Origin of the sequence: Acinetobacter lwoffii (genome assembly GCF_024129735.1) — a bacterium.
GTDB classification, from domain to species: Bacteria; Pseudomonadota; Gammaproteobacteria; order Pseudomonadales; family Moraxellaceae; genus Acinetobacter; species Acinetobacter lwoffii_H.
Genome location: NZ_JAMXXK010000057.1, coordinates 1 through 18,147, shown reverse-complemented (window position 1 = coordinate 18,147; position 18,147 = coordinate 1). Strand labels below are relative to the sequence as shown.

At 44.9% G+C, this 18,147-nt stretch carries 17 protein-coding genes; 11 read left to right on the top strand and 6 right to left on the bottom strand.

The genetic code is table 11. The features are described from left to right. Positions 1-73: 73 nt before the first annotated feature. From NI469_RS13720 to fadB, 3 genes are all read right to left on the bottom strand, one after another. Positions 74-712, bottom strand: a complete 639-nt coding sequence (locus NI469_RS13720; protein ID WP_253175522.1) for a hypothetical protein — start codon at positions 710-712, stop codon at positions 74-76. Positions 713-796: 84 nt separating this feature from the next. Then, positions 797-1,969 (bottom strand): acetyl-CoA C-acyltransferase FadA, encoded by a 1,173-nt coding sequence (gene fadA, locus NI469_RS13715; protein ID WP_004729264.1) that lies wholly within the window; start codon positions 1,967-1,969, stop codon positions 797-799. Between the two features lie 12 nt (positions 1,970-1,981). Then, the gene (gene fadB / locus NI469_RS13710) at positions 1,982-4,132 is read right to left on the bottom strand and encodes a fatty acid oxidation complex subunit alpha FadB (RefSeq protein WP_180181403.1); all 2,151 of its coding nucleotides are present in this window, start codon (positions 4,130-4,132) and stop codon (positions 1,982-1,984) included. Between the two features lie 586 nt (positions 4,133-4,718). Between fadB and NI469_RS13705 the strand changes: the two genes are divergently transcribed. Then, positions 4,719-5,132: a PH domain-containing protein gene (locus NI469_RS13705; protein ID WP_253175521.1), complete on the top strand. Its 414-nt coding sequence runs from the start codon at positions 4,719-4,721 to the stop codon at positions 5,130-5,132. Between the two features lie 17 nt (positions 5,133-5,149). Here NI469_RS13705 and NI469_RS13700 read toward each other — a convergent pair whose 3' ends face one another. Further along, positions 5,150-6,211 carry an AAA family ATPase gene (locus NI469_RS13700; RefSeq protein ID WP_253175519.1) on the bottom strand — a complete coding sequence of 354 codons (1,062 nt, stop codon included), beginning with the start codon at positions 6,209-6,211 and terminating at the stop codon, positions 5,150-5,152. Between the two features lie 225 nt (positions 6,212-6,436). On the opposite strand from NI469_RS13700, the gene uvrC reads away from it, so the two are divergent. The 4 genes from uvrC (at position 6,437) to NI469_RS13680 (ending at position 10,252) form a co-directional block, all read left to right on the top strand. Beyond that, on the top strand, positions 6,437-8,236 hold the full coding sequence (gene uvrC / locus NI469_RS13695) for an excinuclease ABC subunit UvrC (protein ID WP_253175518.1): 1,800 nt from the start codon (positions 6,437-6,439) through the stop codon (positions 8,234-8,236). Positions 8,237-8,351: 115 nt separating this feature from the next. Continuing rightward, positions 8,352-9,146: a thioesterase family protein gene (locus NI469_RS13690; protein ID WP_253112463.1), complete on the top strand. Its 795-nt coding sequence runs from the start codon at positions 8,352-8,354 to the stop codon at positions 9,144-9,146. A gap of 107 nt (positions 9,147-9,253) precedes the next feature. After that, entirely contained in the window at positions 9,254-9,841 is a 588-nt protein-coding gene (gene pgsA, locus NI469_RS13685) for a CDP-diacylglycerol--glycerol-3-phosphate 3-phosphatidyltransferase (protein ID WP_016806864.1), read from the top strand. Between the two features lie 42 nt (positions 9,842-9,883). Next, the gene (locus NI469_RS13680) at positions 9,884-10,252 is read left to right on the top strand and encodes a hypothetical protein (protein WP_253175516.1); all 369 of its coding nucleotides are present in this window, start codon (positions 9,884-9,886) and stop codon (positions 10,250-10,252) included. A gap of 253 nt (positions 10,253-10,505) precedes the next feature. Here NI469_RS13680 and NI469_RS13675 read toward each other — a convergent pair whose 3' ends face one another. Beyond that, positions 10,506-10,775, bottom strand: a complete 270-nt coding sequence (locus NI469_RS13675) for an oxidative damage protection protein (RefSeq protein WP_004278636.1) — start codon at positions 10,773-10,775, stop codon at positions 10,506-10,508. 15 nt (positions 10,776-10,790) lie between these two features. Beyond that, the gene (argH, locus tag NI469_RS13670; protein ID WP_253175514.1) at positions 10,791-12,221 is read right to left on the bottom strand and encodes an argininosuccinate lyase; all 1,431 of its coding nucleotides are present in this window, start codon (positions 12,219-12,221) and stop codon (positions 10,791-10,793) included. On the opposite strand from argH, the gene NI469_RS13665 reads away from it, so the two are divergent. From NI469_RS13665 to NI469_RS13640, 6 genes are all read left to right on the top strand, one after another. Further along, positions 12,212-13,366, top strand: a complete 1,155-nt coding sequence (locus NI469_RS13665; protein ID WP_253175512.1) for a sensor histidine kinase — start codon at positions 12,212-12,214, stop codon at positions 13,364-13,366. The two genes, argH and NI469_RS13665, sit on opposite strands and share 10 nt — an antisense overlap. A gap of 69 nt (positions 13,367-13,435) precedes the next feature. Continuing rightward, positions 13,436-14,176: a LytR/AlgR family response regulator transcription factor gene (locus tag NI469_RS13660; RefSeq protein ID WP_004278633.1), complete on the top strand. Its 741-nt coding sequence runs from the start codon at positions 13,436-13,438 to the stop codon at positions 14,174-14,176. A gap of 108 nt (positions 14,177-14,284) precedes the next feature. Then, a complete protein-coding gene (hemC, locus tag NI469_RS13655; protein WP_253175510.1) occupies positions 14,285-15,208 on the top strand; it encodes a hydroxymethylbilane synthase in 924 nt (307 codons plus the stop codon). Further along, positions 15,208-15,987, top strand: coding sequence for a uroporphyrinogen-III synthase (locus tag NI469_RS13650; protein WP_253146626.1), 780 nt, complete (start codon positions 15,208-15,210; stop codon positions 15,985-15,987). The genes hemC and NI469_RS13650 overlap by 1 nt, the downstream gene beginning before the upstream one ends. Then, positions 15,984-16,823 carry a hypothetical protein gene (locus tag NI469_RS13645; protein WP_155861689.1) on the top strand — a complete coding sequence of 280 codons (840 nt, stop codon included), beginning with the start codon at positions 15,984-15,986 and terminating at the stop codon, positions 16,821-16,823. The genes NI469_RS13650 and NI469_RS13645 overlap by 4 nt, the downstream gene beginning before the upstream one ends. Positions 16,824-16,829: 6 nt before the next feature. Then, on the top strand, positions 16,830-18,023 hold the full coding sequence (locus tag NI469_RS13640; protein WP_253146625.1) for a heme biosynthesis protein HemY: 1,194 nt from the start codon (positions 16,830-16,832) through the stop codon (positions 18,021-18,023). Positions 18,024-18,147 lie beyond the last annotated feature (124 nt).

Sequence of the window (18,147 nt, the reverse complement as noted above, 5' to 3'; positions counted from 1 at the left end):
GTTTAATTTACTTGCTGGCATATACAATTTAGATTGGGTGAAAGATAAACAATTAAATTGATTGAAAAATGATTTATGAAGGAAGTCTATTTATTGGAGTTTTTGGTCCAATATGAGTTGGTAAATAATTTTCCCATTCAGTACACAGTTTATTTGAAACACGCATTAATCCAACTTTGATTAAAGTATTTGGAAATTGAATTTCTAAGTGACTTTTAATTGCTTGAATAATAATGTCTTTCTGTAAATTTGGCTGAGTGATCGTATTGAATATATCTTTAGCAGATGTATTTATTTTAAGAGTATCAATAAATCTTTTATATTTTGTTTGAACAATAATTTCTAAAGTTTGTATTATAGAAATCGCATGTTGCTTACTTAAATCTGGAGGAGGGGGTTCTGTATATTCAGCTATAAGCTTTATATATGAATAACCATATGTAATTAATGCATATATTAGAAAAGCACTAATAATAATCCAAGCTTGTTTTTCAACAATGAGAACCCCAAAAGTTCCAAGATTTTCAGTAATAAAATGAGCTAATGAACTATTACTAAAACTAGAATTAATGAAAAATACTGGTAAAGCATAAATAATAGGCAATAAAAGAAAGCGTACTAAATTTTTAGATACTAAATTATTAATGATTTCAAATAATTTGGTTATTTTAGGATATTTTATTCTAAATTTAGCTATATCTTCTGGTTGCATTTTATTGTCTGTTATCTAATTGATTATATTGTATAAAAAATCCCCGCATAGAGCGAGGATTTTCTTGATCAAAGTATTTAAGAATTAAACACGTTCGATCACTGTTGCAATACCTTGACCTAGACCGATACACATGGTCGCAAGACCGATTTGTGTATCTTGCTGTTCCATTACATTCAACAATGTTGTTGTGATACGCGCACCAGAACAACCCAATGGGTGACCCAATGCAATCGCGCCACCGTTATGGTTCACGATGTCTTGCTTGTCATAAATACCTAAGCCTTTAAGAACAGACAGACCTTGTGCAGCAAAGGCTTCGTTCAATTCAAAAGTCTGAATATCAGCAATTGACAGGCCAGCGCGTTTCAACGCTTTTTGTGTTGCCGGAACCGGACCATAACCCATGATCGCAGCATCACAGCCTGCAACCGCCATAGAGCGAATTACAGCACGTGGCTTAAGACCTAAAGCTTGAGCACGTTCAGCAGACATCAACAACATTGCAGAAGCACCATCAGACAAAGCTGAAGAAGTCGCTGCAGTTACTGTACCGCCTTTCGGATCGAAGACTGGACGCAAAGATTTGAACGATTCAAGGTTCGCATCTGGACGGATCACTTCATCAATATCACACAGGATTTTGTAGCCATCAGCATTATGACCTTCAATGCCGACGATCTCATTCTGGAACAGACCGTTTTCAGTCGCAGCCCAGGCACGGCGATGTGATTCCACACCGAATGCATCCTGTTCTTCACGGCTAATACCGTTCATGCGACCGAGCATTTCAGCAGTTAAGCCCATCATGTTCGACGCTTTGGCATAATGTTTAGACGCTTCAGGATTCAGGTCGATGCCGTGCATCATGCCCACATGGCCCATGTGCTCAACACCACCGATGATGAAGATATCACCCTGGTTCGTTGCAATTTGCGCAGCCGCAGTGTGAATCGCCTGCATAGACGAACCACAAAGACGGTTCACCGTTTGACCTGCAACAGTCTTCGGCAAGTCTGCCAGTAATGCGATATTACGGGCAATGTTCATACCTTGTTCTAGGGTTTGGTTGACACAGCCCCAGATTACGTCTTCAACTTCATGCGGGTCGAATTCGTTACGTACCAGCAGGGCACGGACAAGCTCAGCAGACATCGAGTCGGCACGTACATTGCGGAACATACCGTTTTTGGTTTTACCCATTGCTGAACGTACGCCATCAACGATGACAACGTCACGTGGATTTAAAGTAGCCATTCACGTTGCTCCTTAACCGTAGAATTTTTTGTTGTTAGCAGCCATTTCGCGCAACATTTCTGGCGCTTCATAAGCTTTACCAAGGTGCGCATACTTATTGCAAAGCGCAACATACTCAGCTACACCGGTTTGATCGATGTAACGGCATGGACCACCACGGAATGGAGGGAAACCAACACCCATGATCATGGCCATATCTGCTTCAGCAGCAGTGGCTACAATGTTGTCTTCCAGGCAACGAACAGTTTCGTTACAGAAAGCCAGCATCATGCGATCAATGATTTCCTGAGCATCAAATTCACGTTTTTCCGCAGTTGCAACAGATGCCACAAGCTCATACGCAGTTGGATCAACCACTTTTGCTTTTTTGCCTTTACGGTCAAGTTCATACTTGTAGAAACCAACGTCGTTCTTTTGACCCAGACGTTTGTTTTCGTACATTACCTGAATCGAACCTTTGAAATCAGGTTTCATGCGATCCGGGAAACCTTCAGCCATCACTTCTGCACCGTGTACGCCAGTGTCGATACCGACAACGTCCATCAGGTAAGCAGGACCCATTGGCCAGCCAAATTTTTCCATGACTTTATCGATTTGCTGGAAGTCAGCGCCATCTTTAAGCAACAGGTCAAATGCACCGAAGTAAGGGAACAGTACGCGGTTGACCAGGAAGCCCGGGCAGTCATTGACCACGATTGGTGTTTTACCCATTTTCTGAGCAAGTACTACAGTCGTTGCAATCGCTTCGTCAGAAGTCTTCGCCCCACGAATCACTTCAACCAGTGGCATCATATGTACCGGGTTAAAGAAGTGCATGCCCACGAAGTTTTCAGGACGTTCTAGGTTTTCAGCCAGGCGCGTGATTGAAATCGTAGAAGTATTAGATGCAATGATTGTGTTGTCACGAACTTTCGCTTCAGTTTCTTTCAGTACGATACCTTTGACTTTTGGATTTTCAGTCACGGCTTCGATCACGATGTCCACTTCTTTAAACTCGTCATAGCTTAAAGTTGGACGGATGCGCGCAAGAGTTTCACCCATTTGAGCAGGCTTCATCTTCTTACGTTCAACTTGTTTGGTCAGTAAACCATTGGCTTCTTTCATACCCAAAGCTAGTTGCTGGTTACCGATGTCTTTCATGATGATCGGTGTGCCTTTGCTCGCCGCCTGGTAAGCAATACCACCACCCATGATACCCGCGCCTAGAACAGCCGCCTGGTTCACTGGATGCGCACCTTTTTCATAGCGCTTCGAGGTTTTTTTCACGATCTGGTCGTTCAGGAACAAACCGATCAAGGCACCTGCTTGTGGTGTTACCGCTGCTTTGGCAAAGCCTTCAGCTTCCGCTTTCAGCGCGTCATCACGATGCAGGCTCGCACCCGCTTGCAGAGAATCAAGTAATAATTTTGGCGCAGGGTATTGAGCCGGATTCGCTTTTGCTAAAACCATGCCTTTCGATGAGTTAAACGCCATCATCTGTTCGATCGGGCTGAGTTTAACTGGATCGAGTTTTTCCTGACGCTTGGTTTTCCAGTCTAAACGGCCATGAATCGCCTGTTTCACCAGATCAAGTGCAGCATCTTGTAGCTTGTCAGCAGGAACGACAGCATCGACTGCGCCGTCTTTCAGTGCGGCAGCCGGCTTTTTAGGATTGGCCATTGCCATCCATTCTACCGCGTTGTCGATACCGATCAGACGGCTTAAACGTACTGTACCACCGAAGCCCGGGAAGATCCCCAGCTTGATTTCAGGCAGGCCCACTTGCGCCTGTTCTGACATGACACGGTAGTCACACACCAGGCACATTTCGAAACCGCCACCGAGTGCCATGCCATTAATGGCCGCCACTTTAGGAATATCGAGGTCTTCGAAGCTGTTAAAAATTTCATGTACTGGCATTGCCCAGTCAACAATCGCTTGTTCACCCTGAGCAAAGTTGTCGCCGAATTCAGTGATATCAGCACCTACAATAAATGTAGATTTGCCTGAAGTCACAATCAGACCTTGAATATCGGCATGGGAGACGGCTTCGATAGCAGCCTTGAAATCTTCAATCGTTGCACGGTTGAATTTGTTAACGGACTCACCTTGTAAGTCAAAGCGGAATTCTGCAATCCCGTCCTCAAGCATTTGGACGGTAATGGCATTGCCAGCGTGGATCATGCCCTGATCTCCTTTATTTTGGAGGACTTCTAAGTTGATGTTGTGAAGCAAGTGCGCATGTCCCGCGCACTTTTTGACTTCGCTAATCTTACGATAACTATATCCAAAAAGAACATAACAAGTTGTATCAAGCCGTGACGCAATGGTCATCAATTTCTGCCGGCTTGATCCGACCGGCTATGACTTTTCCTATCAGTTTTCTAAAAGCAGATGAACCAAAGATTTTGTTTCAATTCATTATTTTTTATCAATCAGCCTGATAGATATGGAGCAGGGTGACTGATTTTCAAGGTGCATTTCTAGCGGAGTTTTGTCAATTCAGTCAATTTTCATCCTTGAATGTGCCATTTTTAGCCTCGAATCATGCTGATCGCAGGGCTTTCAGGTCTTTGCTGATATTGTTCAATCAGCACAAATAAAAGCGCAGTAGCTCATTCTGGCTGCTGAACTTTTCTGAGGAGATCGAAAATGAGAACGATCCTGTCGATGTGTGATTTGAAATAATTTCTATCCTGCCGGGTTGAATCCCTGTCATCTGCTATGGAATTGTTTATGATGATCTTGCACCAAGATATGGGGGATATCGATGCACATGTTTCGTTCTAAAAAAGACTGGTGGTTGCTGGCTTTTGTGATTTGTATGAGTGGCCTGCTGCTGCAACTGCTGCTAACCATGCAGGCCAAAGGGACCATGCAGCAATATCCGCTGCATACTGCAGTTTATGTCCTGACCATTCTTATTCTATGGTGGCCGCTGTGGAGTACGCGCTATAGCATTAACAAGGATCAGTTAATCATTAAAAGCCTGTGGTTAAGCTGGCAGATTCCGTTAAGCGCAATCCAGTCCATCCAGCCGACAGATCACTCTATCATTGCGCCAGCCTTATCCTTAAAGCGTCTGCGAATTGACTATACAGATGCGGGCGTGCAGAAATTTATATTGGTTTCACCCAAAGATCAGACTGCTTTTATACAGGTGCTTCAGTCGAAGAAAAACTGATATCGAGTCTGCCTTAGTTAAGCTTTTGCTTGCTCAGGCAGAACCATAAGTTGTCCATCGACACAGTCCAGATGCAGACTGAACTTCTCAGGCTGGTTTAAAAAATACAGGGCCAGAATCGGCTCCAGTTCGGTACGCATTTTGCGACCCAAATGCCGGGCGCCGTAACGAATATCATGGCCCTGATAGAAATAGGCTTTGGCTGCAGCGCTTAAATGCACGCTGCGTTGCTGATGTTGCAAGCGCTTGTTCAGTTTATCCAGTTCAATTTCGACCAGACGTGGCAGGGCATCGCTCTGTACCGCCTGATAATGCAGGCTGCGGTCAATCCGATTCAGAAACTCGGGGTCGAATTTACGCTGCATCACTTTTTCAATGATGCGCTGGGTGGGAACGCGCTTCAGACACAGGGCCTGCATTTTCTCAGGCAGATAACTGAGTTTGTCCAGATATTGCTGCGCTGCCTGTGCCCCGACATTGCTGGTCATAAAGATCATGCAGTTGCGAAAATCGATAGTTTTAGTGCCCGCTGTCAAAGTCAGCCGGCCAGTATCCAGCACGTTCATCAAGCCGCGAATTACTTCGGTACTGGCTTTTTCCAGCTCATCAAACAGCATGATGCCGGGACGGGTGTGGCTGCCGGCAATCGCAGTTTCATCAAACAGGCTGTGACCTTCCTTGGATCCCACATAACCGGGCGGTGCGCCGGTCAAAGCCGCTGCATAATGTTCCTGTGCCAGAGTATTCATATCAATCCGGCAGAAGGCATCTGGGCGGCCATAGATCGCTTCGGCAATCAGACGTACGGTTTCGGTTTTACCGACGCCAGTGGGGCCCAGCATCAAGGTAACCGACAAAGGGCGATCCGGACTAGAAAAATCTGCCTTGACCACATGCAGCATTTTTTCAATTTCATTCAGAGCTGCATCCTGCCCAATAATCCGTTCACGCAGCAGCTGCATTACACTACTCGGCTCGAAATGAAAACGCGGTTTGCCAATCAGGCGATCACGTTCAGACAGGCTATGGGTGGAGGTGGAGGGTTGAACAATATGAATGTCCGATTGCTGCATGGTCATGCGAATCATCTCAAAACTAGACTTTTTGAGCATAACAAAGTTAAAGGTTGAAATTTATAGCTTTTAACAATCAGTTTATGCCGTGAGGATTATAGATTGGGGGGATAACCCGACAGGAACTTTAAGATTGGATGGCAACTTCAGGGGAATTTTGTGTTTTTGCTTGAAAAGGACGCAACAATCATCACATATATCTGCAGATTGTAGGTGAAAAATAGGCTTTAGGTGAACGAAAACGCACGCCCCCATATTGAAAAAATCCTGGCGAATATGACCAGCCTGCCCGGGGTCTACCGGATGTATGGCAAAGACGGCGAATTATTGTATGTGGGTAAAGCCAAAAACCTGAAAAACCGGGTCTCCAGCTATTTTGTCAAAACGCTGGATCATCCCAAAACCCAGGCCTTGGTGGCACGGATTTATGATATCCAGACCTTGGTGGTACGTTCTGAAACTGAAGCCTTGTTGCTAGAACAGAACCTGATCAAGCAGCATCATCCGCCGTATAACATCATGCTGCGTGATGACAAATCTTATGTCTATATTTTTGTTTCGGCCGATAAGCCCTATCCGCGTTTAGCCAGTGGGCGCGGCAAGGGCAAGCACCAGGTGGGCAAGTTTTTTGGACCTTATCCCAGTGCTTATACGGCGCGGGATACTCTGGTGGTGCTGCAAAAACTGTTCAATGTGCGTTCCTGTGACAACAGTTTTTTTGCCAACCGGACCCGGCCATGTCTGCAATACCAGATCAAACGCTGCTCTGCGCCCTGTGTCGGATTTATTTCTCCGGAAGACTATAAGGCAGATGTCGATAACTCGATCCGCTTTTTACAGGGCGATACCAAGGAGCTGAATCAGGAACTGATCACAAAAATGGAAGCGGCCGCTGAAGCGCTGGAATTTGAAAAAGCGGTGTTCTATCGGGACCGGATGGCGTTGTTAAGAGACGTACAGTCGCAGCAGGCGATCTATAGGCTCAAAGGCGAGGCCGACATCCTGTCGATTGCCTATCAGGCCGGGGTGACCTGTGTGCAGATCATGCATGTGCGCAACGGTAAAATGCTGGGTGGAAAAAGTTATTTCCCGGATATGCTCAGTGATGACCTGGGGCAGATGCTGGCCGATTTTATTGCCAATTTTTATTTTCAGGTGGCAGATGAAATCCCGGCTGAACTGATTGTCAATCTGGAAGTGGCTGATCGTAAAGAACTGGAAGCAGCACTGTCGCAGCATTTTGGCAAGAAAATCCAGATCAAGTCCAAAGTCCGCGAAACTCGAGCCGAATGGCTGGAACTGGCGCAGATGAATGTACAGCACGCGATTCAGGGCAAGCTGGCCAATCATATAGAATTAAATGAGCGTTTTCATCAGCTGGAGCAGGTGGTCGGCCGTCCTGTAGATCGGATTGAGTGCTTCGATATTTCGCATACTATGGGTGAAGATACCGTGGCCTCCTGTGTGGTCTTTGATAGTGGGGGCGCGCGCAAGCGCGACTATCGCCAGTTTTCCATTCATGATATTCAGGCAGGTGATGACTATGCCGCCATGCGTCAGGCGCTGACCCGTCGTTATAAGAAAGCCCTGTTACCGGACTTGCTGCTGATTGATGGTGGCAAGGGGCAATTGCATATGGCGATGGAAGTCATGCAGGAACTAGGCTTAGAGGCCTTTATGGTCGGTGTGTCCAAAGGTGAGGGACGTAAGCCCGGTCTGGAAACCCTGCACTTTACCGATGGCAGTAAAATTCAATTACCGGAGGATCATAAGGCGCTGCATCTGATTCAGCAGGTACGTGATGAAGCACACCGCTTTGCGATTACCAAGCATCGTGCTAAACGTGACAAGAAACGAGGTTCATCAGTGCTGGAAGTTATTCCGGGGCTCGGACCAAAACGCCGTCGGGATTTGCTGACCCATTTTGGCGGGATTCAGGGCGTACTGAAAGCCTCAGAAAGAGATCTGCAACTGGTGCCGGGACTGGGTTCAGTCATGGCGCGGATGATTTATAAAGTGCTGCATGAATAACTTGGGGTTCGAATGCAAGGGCAAAAATGCGCATTGACGCATAGGTCACGTGACATTCACAACCTGATGAATTTTGCCGAATATACTGAGCATCAAGACTTACTGAGGGATCAACATGTCTTTGCATGCACTTTATGCACAAATTGCCGAACAGGAATGGGTAGAGTTTCCACAGGGATGGCTACAGGGGCGTACCCTGTATGGCGGTCTGGCTGCCGCGATGATGATGCAGAAAGCTGTCACTCACATCAATGATCCGGCCAAGCATTTACTCAGTTGCAGTGTGACCTTTGTCGGCCCGATTCAGCAAGCCAAAGTACGGTTGACGGCTGAAATCCTGCGGCAAGGCAAGTCAGTGACCACGATTGAAGTGCGCTTATGGCAGGACGACGCGGTGCAAAGTATTCTGATTGCCAGTTTTGGTATTTCCCGTGATTCAGAGATTCAGGTACAGCAACAAGTTCAGGCACCCGACTATGCTGCGCCAGAGCAGCTGTTTCAGATTCCTGTTGGCTATGGTATGCCAGACTGTTATGACCATTTCGAAGTAGCCTGGGCGGATGTCAATCTACCTTGTAGTGCCAGTCCTCGTCCGGACTTTGGTGGCTGGTGCCGATTTCATCCTGAAAAGCATCACAACCGTGAATTTTTGGTCGCCGACCTGATGGCCATCTTTGATATCTGGCCACCCGGGGTGTTACCGATGTTTAAAAACATGGCACCTGCGAGTAGTCTGACCTGGACAGTGACCTATGTGCATCCGGTTCAACATCAATTGCATGATTGGTTTAAATATAAAGTATTTACCGACTATGCTGCGGATGGTTATGCGACGGAGCATGCCTATCTCTGGGATGCCGAAAATCGCCTGATTGCGATGGCAAGACAAACAGTGACGGTGTTTGCCTAGTGACACTGCAAGTCAATTCGTATAAAGTGAAGCCTATTAATGATGGATCAAACCTCTAAAAAAGTGTGCATTTTCATCGTACATGAGGGGAACAATTGGCGGTGTCTATGACTACAGGTCGTATCCTGAATATTCCAAATATCTTGACCTTGGCGCGTATCGCTCTTATTCCGGTATTTTTATTGGTGGCTTACTGGCCGCCTGCAATGGGCTTTGATGCTCATAACCCCGATATGACGCGGCATATCATTTTAACCACGATCTTTGTGGTGGCTGCGGTAACGGACTGGTTTGATGGCTATCTGGCACGTACATTAAACCAGACTTCCGCTTTTGGGCGGTTTCTCGATCCGGTCGCAGATAAATTGATGGTCGCAGCTGCACTGATTGTATTGGTGCAATGGCAGCCTTCCATGTCGATGGCTTTTGCTGCGATTGTAATTATTTCGCGTGAAATTACCGTTTCAGCCCTGCGTGAATGGATGGCAGAACTCGGTGCGCGGACCAATGTTGCGGTTTCAACAGTGGGTAAATACAAAACCGCTTTTCAGATGATCGCTATCACCGTATTCCTGCTGAACTGGCCACCGCTAGAAATGCTGGCGTATGCCTTGCTATACACCGCAGTGGTACTCACTTTATGGTCGATGTTCATTTATCTGAAAGCGGCTTGGCCATATCTGAAACAGCCTTAATCGAAATGAAAAGAGAAGCTCCTTGAAAGGGGGGCTTTTTTTATGCGCTTAAATTATCAAGCCAATCGGCAAATTGCAGGCAAAAAAATACCCAGTCTTTGGGGGAAGAACTGGGATGAAATCGGGGTATTTGTTGCTTATTATTATAGTTATTCAAAGATATCTCATCTTCTTAGGGCTCATTATAGAGAGACAGTTTTTTTTAATCATGTGGCTTCTTGTAGCAGAATGTTGTGTTTTGTGAATACTCTGTATATTGCTTTTACAATCCATTATTTTGATACAAATCTAAATGTTTTTCAGCAGGATAGTGGCAGACTAGATAAACAAAATAGGGTAAGTGATAATCTGTTTTTGTGCCCTAAATATTGGTTAGTAAGATTTGCTAGATTTAGTCAAAAAATCCCCTGAGATAGGGGGGAGATTTATGCCTACGCGGACTTCATCCTTGTCTTGCGTAAAAAAGAAAGGCAGGGCTTTAATGTAAAAAGCTTCTGTATGGGGAGCTCTTCACATTCAAAACTATCCGCTTCGCTGGTCTTGAGTAATGTTTAGAGCAATACATAAAAAAAGAATCCCCAATAATGGAGATTCTTTTTTAATTTAAGCCTAAGCGCGCTTTCAGCGCTTGTCTTGCATAATTTTTAAAGTAACGCTTTAAAAATTACTCAGGCTTCAGCCCTTCGGCTTTTTCTAGAGATGCATCATTGTTAAAGAACTTTTCACGCTGTTCTTCAAGAAACTTTTTCGCATCTGCTTCAAACACGTTCAAACGCTTTTCATTAATTAGCGTAGTCTGGTGTTTTAGCCATTCTTGCCAAGCCTGTTTAGACACGGTGTCAAACAATTCCTGACCCTTTGGCCCCGGGAATGGAGCAAAGTCTAAACCTTCCATGTCCGCCTGATACTTACGGCAAAAAACTTGTCGAGACATATCCATACTCCAAAATTATGCGTAAAGTTGTTCCAAACGCGCATGTGCACGCTCAATGGCTGCTTTCACTTGAGAAGGCGCGGTACCACCAATGTGGTTACGTGCATTTACTGAGGCTTCAAGAGTTAAGGCTTTTTCAAATACGTCTGCTTGAATCAGGTCAGAGAACTGTTGCAGCTGTTCGAGTGTCAATTCAGACAGGTCTTTAGATTCTTGTACACCGAGTGCAACTGCTTTACCTACAATCTCATGCGCATCACGGAATGCAACGCCGTTTTTCACCAAGTAATCAGCTAGGTCAGTCGCAGTTGAGAAACCACGCAGCGCTGCTTCGCGCATTTCAGCAATGTTTGGAACCAGTGCAGGAATCATGTCGGCAAATGCCATGAGTGAACCACGAACTGTATCGATCGCATCGAACAATGGCTCTTTATCTTCCTGATTGTCTTTGTTATAGGCTAGAGGCTGGCCTTTCATTAAAGTCAGCAGGCTCATCAAATCGCCATAGACACGGCCGGTTTTACCACGTACCAGTTCAGGCACATCCGGATTTTTCTTCTGCGGCATGATTGAAGAGCCAGTACAGAAGCGATCTGGAATATTCACGAATTTGAACTGTGCAGATGTCCATAGAATCAGTTCTTCAGACATACGTGATAAATGCATCATAATTAAAGATGCAGCGGCATTAAATTCAATCGCAAAGTCACGATCCGATACTGCATCCAGCGAGTTTTCAGCAACAGCTTCAAAACCTAGCAGTTCAGCAGTATAAGCACGGTCGATTGGATAAGTAGTACCTGCAAGTGCAGCAGAACCAAGCGGCATACGGTTGACACGCTTACGGCAATCAATCAGACGTTCTGAATCGCGTACCAGCATTTCAAACCAAGCCATTAGATGATGACCAAAAGTCACTGGCTGAGCGGTTTGCAAGTGGGTGAAGCCTGGCATGATGGTGTCGGTGTTTTTAGCCGCTAAGCTTAAAATACCTTTTTGTAATTTTTTCAGTAATTCCAGGATGCTATCGATTTCATCGCGTACATAAAGACGGATATCTGTAGCCACCTGGTCATTACGGCTACGACCGGTATGCAGTTTCTTGCCAGTAATGCCGATACGTTGAGTCAGGCGTGACTCAATGTTCATGTGGACATCTTCTAAATCAATGCGCCATTCAAAGTTGCCTGCTTCAATATCGGCTTGAATCGCTGTCAGACCTTCAATAATGTCATCGCGTTCTTGCGTGGTCAGTACGCCCACTTTTGCCAGCATGGTTGCATGGGCAATCGAGCCTGCAATATCTTGTTTATAAAAACGTTGGTCAAATTGAACAGATGCTGTAAATTCAGCAACAAAAGCATCAGTCGCTTCAGAGAAACGACCGCCCCACATACCCGAAGTCTGGGCGTGTGATGGATTAGAGGAATTAGAAGATGTGGTCATGTCGGCTCAATCAGATTAAAAGCAGTAGAACGAAAAAGAGTATAACAAATTCAAAGCCCATTGCCGAAGTCACATCTGCTCAATCTTTTACATCGATAAACGAACAGACGCAAAATTCCTATTTTTTTAGCCAGATCGGCAATCTACGCTATTTGCTGGAACTGTTTGCTGGCGGCAATATTCTGGCCATGATTCTGGCGCTTGCAGAAGCGCAATCCTGGCAGGCTTTGAATGGAATGCACCTGCTGCAATATATGCTGTATATCAACTGGGTACTGTTATGTTTTGCAGCACTGGTCGAGCTGTTCCATCAAGCCTTTCAACGTATGGGAATCAAACTGGCTTTGATTTCTGGATTTCTGCTGTTACAGGCAATTGTACTGCTCACTACGGTGAACCTGAATATCTTGATATATTTTGGACAGAATTTTAATTTTCAGGATTTAAACCTGGCGATTGCGCTGGATCGGGTCGGACTCCATTTAAGTCTGGGAATTTTGCTGGGAACTTTCTGTTTTCGCTATCTTTATTTGCGTGAGCAATGGGAGCAGCAGCAGCATAGCGAGCTGAATGCTAGAATTCAGGCCATGCAGGCACGGATTCAGCCGCATTTCCTGTTTAACAGCATGAATAGTGTGATCAGCCTGATCAGTATCGATCCGGATAAAGCCGAACACATGCTGTTGAATTTGTCACGGTTATTTCGTGCCAGTTTTCAGGAATTAAAACTGGTCAACCTGCAGGAGGAAATTGATCTGTGCCAGCGCTATCTGGAGATTGAGCAGATCCGTCTAGGTGAGCGTTTGCAGGTGGAATGGAAGTTAGAAAACAAAGACTTATACTCACAAGTTCAAATTCCATTATTAACTTTACAACCCTTGTTAGAAAATAGTATTTTCCATGGAGTTGAAAAAATTCTCACAAAGAGTACCATAAGCATATTGGTTGAAATATTGCAAAATCAAATTAATATCATCATAACCAACCCTTATGCACAGGATAATAAAATTTTAAAAAAGGGACATGGTATTGCAATAGAAAATGTTAGACAGCGTCTGCAAGCTTATTATGGACCTAGTGTGACTTTTCAAACCTTTGCCGGCGAAGGGATGTTTACGACGGTAGTGCGATATCAATATAAATAAAAATAAATCAAAGAAATCGCAGTTAGCTTTATCATTCATCTGATGATGTTAACTGGGTAAGGAGGAGAAATGGACATCCTAATTTGTGATGATGAGCCTTTGGCCGTCGAGCGTTTATCACGTTTGGTCTCTCAACTGGGGCATGATGTGGTGGCGACAGCAAGCCATGGCCGTCAAGCGATTGATCTGGCTCACCAATACGAACCCGATGTCATCCTATTAGATATTCAAATGCCTGAAATGAACGGACTGGCTTGTGCGCAACATTTGCGTCAACTGGATCCAATGCCGGCCATTGTCTTTTGTACGGCCTATGACCAACATGCGCTGGATGCATTTAAATCAAATGCCGAAGGCTACTTACTTAAACCGGTGATGCAACAGGAATTGGCACAGGTTTTAGAGCACTTAACTAAACTTACCCAAGCTCAAATGAGCCAACTAAAACAAAAAGAAAATATGGACGAAATCAATATCAGCCGCCAGCAGATTGCGGCAAAGACCTATCGTGGTGTCGAATTGGTGCCAGTTGAAAATATCTATTATTTTCTGGCGGATCAGAAATATGTCACTGTGCGTCATAAAAACGGCAGTGTATTGATTGATGAAACCTTAAAGGAGTTAGAGCAGGAGTTTGGGAACCAGTTTATCCGGATTCATCGTAATGCCTTGATCTCGGTGCATTATCTGGATGGTCTGGAAGTGGTGAGTTCTGGTCAGTATCAGGTACGTTGTCGTGAGCTGGACGATCGTTTGGCGGTTAGTCGGCGACATTTACCGTTTTTACGAGATCGGATTCAAAAGCTTTAGCAGGGGATGAATGAGAGCATTCAGTTGAAACTTGTATAAATTCACTTGCATTTTCAAGTGAGCAGGTTAAGTTTAGACTATTGTTCTCATTTACTGTTATTGAAATTTATGAAGACCCTAAAAATTGCAACTCGACAAAGTCCACTTGCACTTTGGCAAGCGGAACATATCCGTGCGCGGCTACAAGATTTGCACGCTGGTTTGCAGGTCGAGTTAGTCACTTTTGTTACACAGGGCGATAAAATTCTCGATACGCCACTGGCCAAAATTGGTGGAAAAGGACTATTTGTAAAAGAATTAGAAGCCGCTTTACTGGATGGTCGTGCAGATCTGGCTGTGCATTCCATGAAAGATGTCCCGATGGCCTTGCCCGAAGGTCTGAGTCTGGCAGTGATCTGTGAACGTGAAGATCCCTTAGATGCCTTTGTGTCGAATACCTACACTAATTTTGAAGAATTGCCACAAGGCGCCAAAGTCGGAACCTCAAGCTTGCGCCGTAAAACCCAGATTTTAAAACAGCGTCCAGATCTGGACATTATCGATTTACGCGGTAATGTCGGCACACGTTTATCTAAACTGGATGCAGGCCAGTATGATGCGATTATTCTGGCCAGTGCCGGTTTAAAACGCTTGGGTCTGGCAGAACGTATTCGTCATACTCTGACGCCTGAAGTCAGTCTGCCGGCCGTGGGTCAAGGGGCATTGGGACTGGAATGCCGTACTCATGATCAGACGGTGCTGGACTTGATTCAGCCACTCCTGCATGCGGATACAGATGCGTGTGTACGTGCCGAACGTGCCTTTAATGCCTATCTAGAAGGCGGATGTCAGGTGCCGATTGCTGGTTATGCCACGCTCAAAGAGGGTGTGATTTCAATCGAAGGTCGTGTGGGCAGTGTCGATGGAACAGTTTTGCTCCGGGCACAGCATACTGGCAAAATGGCAGCTGCGGAGCAATTGGGTGTAGAGCTGGCAAAAGACCTGCTTGATCAAGGTGCTGGCGAGTTGCTGAAAGCACTCTATTCACACTGATGTTATTGATTAATACTCGCCCCAGTGATCGTGCTGCAGGCTTGACTCAACAGTTACAGGCAGCACAGGTGTCTGTTCTGGAATTGCCCTTGCTCGAACTGCATGCCATGCCTTATTCCGATGAGCTGTCGATTTTGTATCAGCAGCTGGAGCAGGCACAGATTATTGTGGTGGTCAGTCCGACGGCCGCTCAGATTGGCATGCAATATTTACAACAGGCGGGTATTAAGCTCTCGGCCTTGGCGCAGGTGCATTGGGTGTCAGTGGGAAAAGCCACTGAACAGGCACTGGCGAGCTATGGCATTCATAGTCATGTGCCTGAGGTCGAAACTTCGGAAGGCATGCTGCAATTGCCTGTGTTGAAGCAACTGGCTTCTGGTTCAGGTGTGGCTTTCTGGCGCGGAGAAGGTGGTCGTCAATTTATGATGGATCATTTACGTGCCAGCAATATTAAAGTTTTAAACTTTATTTTGTACCGGCGGCAATGTCCTAAAACGACGGCAACGATTTTGGCAGAGAATTTGGCGCTGCTTAAGACACAGCCGCGTTTTGCAGTGCTAATCACCAGTGAGGCAAGTTGGTTAAACTGGCTGATACTCTTGCAGAGGAATGCGGAGTTTATACAGCAAGCCTGTTATTTGGTTTTGGGGCCACGTTTGGCCAATATTCTTGGGGAATATCAACAGCAGCATCAGGCAAGTTTTCAATTCGTACAAATTGATGATTTAGACGCAAACACGATCTTGCAGAAAATGGGGCTGATATTAGGGAACGCATGAAGAAACTATTCATTGTATTGTTCATCTTGAGTATGGCGTGGCTCATCAAGCTCAGCTACGACCTTCATGTTCTGAATACAGCACAGACTGAATTCAATCAAAGCATCAATCAGTTACAGCAGCAAAATGCCAATCTCAATGATCAGTTCGTGGCTTTAAAACGCCAGATTTCTGCTCAGCAGGAAAGTGCTGGAGCTACTTCAGCGAAAGCGTCAGTAAATGAAGCGGCAACTGATGCAATGCAAAATGATATTGTCTTGGTGCAGCAACATCTGGATCTGATTGAATTTGCACTGCAACAGCAACAATATGCCACTGCGATTGAGAAATTAACTCAGTTATCCAATGAGCTGGATGATTATATTTTAGCGCCTGCCTTGGTCAGCAGCTTGCAGCAAGTGATTGCGAAAGATCAGGACATGCTGAAAAAATTCGTGAACAGTCGATTAGTGCAGCAAAATAAAGTAAAAGAACTCTTGGTGCAGATGGATGCTGAAATTGAAAAAGAAATTCAGACACCACATCGTCAGCGTCCAGAAACTCAACGCTCTTTCTGGCAGCGCTGGATTCAGGTTGAATCCGCAGATCAGCCAAGCACAGTCTTGATGCAACGGCATCTGGTACTGAAAGAGGCCCAGTTGCGCTTGCTCATCGCACAGAATACCTTACAAAAAGACCAATCTGTCGCTTTTCAGCAGGCACTGAATGCCGTGATTGAAGTCTTGGAACAATTGCCGGATGCACAGAGCCAAAAATGGATTCAGCAATTGTATCAAATCAAGGCCACCCCGATTACTCCGATTCCATTATTAAACACACGCACCCTAGTGGGCTAATTGCTTATGAAACAGATTCTGCTAGCCTATTTATTTGTCTGCCTGCTTGGTATTGCGGGGCTGAGTATCCTGAGTTATGGACATGGGGCTGGCTATGTCTATCTGTATTGGCGCGAGTGGCAGTTACAAACCACCCTCTGGTTTTTGGCCGCATCCTTGGTGAGCGTGAGTTTTCTGATGCATTGCATCTGGTATGCGATCAAGCAGTATCGCAGCCGTGAACAACGTAAAACTGAAACGGTCTTTAGTTTTTCCCGCTTACATCCTTATGAACAACTGGCAGTCATCTGGTTATTAAACGCTGCGCAGGATCAGCGGGATTTTATTCAGCAGTCTTTTACCAAGTCGGGTTTACTTAAACATATTATTGATGCACGTTTATCTTGGGGGCAACAGCAATATACCCATGCATTAACTGCTTTAAATCAGTCCAATCCCATGGCATTTGAATTGGCAGAATTACAGCGGATTGAAATTTATTTATCACAACAGCAAGGTGAACAAGCACTTACCCATTTAGAGTTTTTAAATCAGCATGAATTATCACCTTGGTTAATACAGGTTAAAACAGCCTATGAGCAGCGCCTTGTCGCCTTATGGGGGGTATTTGCCATGCAGTTTCCCTGGTTATATTTACGTTCGACCCAATATGGGCATTTAGACCAAGAAGTAAAAAAAACATGGCTTGAACAATTATTATTAGCCTATGACCAAGCCACACAGGACGATTTATTTTATTTACAGCAACGTTATTTAGATTTAAAACCGCAAATATTTGATCGTGACTATTCGGTCAAATTATTATGGTTGAAATTATTATTTAGAATGCCAGAAATGAGTGCCGAGCATGAAGTGCTTGCAATTCATTTAATGGAACAGCAATTTAATCAGGATGTCTTTTATTTGTGGTTCCAACAACAGTTATTGCGTCAAAACCCGGATTATGATGCGATTGCACAACAGATTTCGCACTGGGAAACCAAGTATCCGGCATTACCGGTTTTAAGCTTTGCGAAATGGCATGTATTGCAAGCCACAGGCTATACAGATCAAGCTCAGCAACTGCTCGACTTATATCCGGATGATATCCGGATGAGTTATTTAAGAATTAAAGCTGCCTTACAAGATCGGGAGGACTTGCTACAGCAGTTAAATGCAGTATTTGAATCGAATGTAAACTTTATAGAAATTAAGACTTGAGAATAATGATGTCAGAATTAAAACAATATCCAGTAGACTTCCTTCATAAATCATTTTTCAATCAATTTAATTGTTTATCTTTCACCCAATCTAAATTGTATATGCCAGCAAGTAAATTAAACCG

Coding starts and splice junctions, on each gene's coding strand:
- NI469_RS13720 (WP_253175522.1), bottom strand. CDS start 712: ATGCAACCAGAAGATATAGCTAAATTTAGAATAAAATATCCTAAAATA.
- fadA (WP_004729264.1), bottom strand. CDS start 1,969: ATGGCTACTTTAAATCCACGTGACGTTGTCATCGTTGATGGCGTACGT.
- fadB (WP_180181403.1), bottom strand. CDS start 4,132: ATGATCCACGCTGGCAATGCCATTACCGTCCAAATGCTTGAGGACGGG.
- NI469_RS13705 (WP_253175521.1), top strand. CDS start 4,719: ATGCACATGTTTCGTTCTAAAAAAGACTGGTGGTTGCTGGCTTTTGTG.
- NI469_RS13700 (WP_253175519.1), bottom strand. CDS start 6,211: ATGACCATGCAGCAATCGGACATTCATATTGTTCAACCCTCCACCTCC.
- NI469_RS13690 (WP_253112463.1), top strand. CDS start 8,352: ATGTCTTTGCATGCACTTTATGCACAAATTGCCGAACAGGAATGGGTA.
- pgsA (WP_016806864.1), top strand. CDS start 9,254: ATGACTACAGGTCGTATCCTGAATATTCCAAATATCTTGACCTTGGCG.
- NI469_RS13680 (WP_253175516.1), top strand. CDS start 9,884: ATGCGCTTAAATTATCAAGCCAATCGGCAAATTGCAGGCAAAAAAATA.
- NI469_RS13675 (WP_004278636.1), bottom strand. CDS start 10,775: ATGTCTCGACAAGTTTTTTGCCGTAAGTATCAGGCGGACATGGAAGGT.
- NI469_RS13665 (WP_253175512.1), top strand. CDS start 12,212: ATGTGGTCATGTCGGCTCAATCAGATTAAAAGCAGTAGAACGAAAAAG.
- argH (WP_253175514.1), bottom strand. CDS start 12,221: ATGACCACATCTTCTAATTCCTCTAATCCATCACACGCCCAGACTTCG.
- NI469_RS13660 (WP_004278633.1), top strand. CDS start 13,436: ATGGACATCCTAATTTGTGATGATGAGCCTTTGGCCGTCGAGCGTTTA.
- hemC (WP_253175510.1), top strand. CDS start 14,285: ATGAAGACCCTAAAAATTGCAACTCGACAAAGTCCACTTGCACTTTGG.
- NI469_RS13650 (WP_253146626.1), top strand. CDS start 15,208: ATGTTATTGATTAATACTCGCCCCAGTGATCGTGCTGCAGGCTTGACT.
- NI469_RS13645 (WP_155861689.1), top strand. CDS start 15,984: ATGAAGAAACTATTCATTGTATTGTTCATCTTGAGTATGGCGTGGCTC.
- NI469_RS13640 (WP_253146625.1), top strand. CDS start 16,830: ATGAAACAGATTCTGCTAGCCTATTTATTTGTCTGCCTGCTTGGTATT.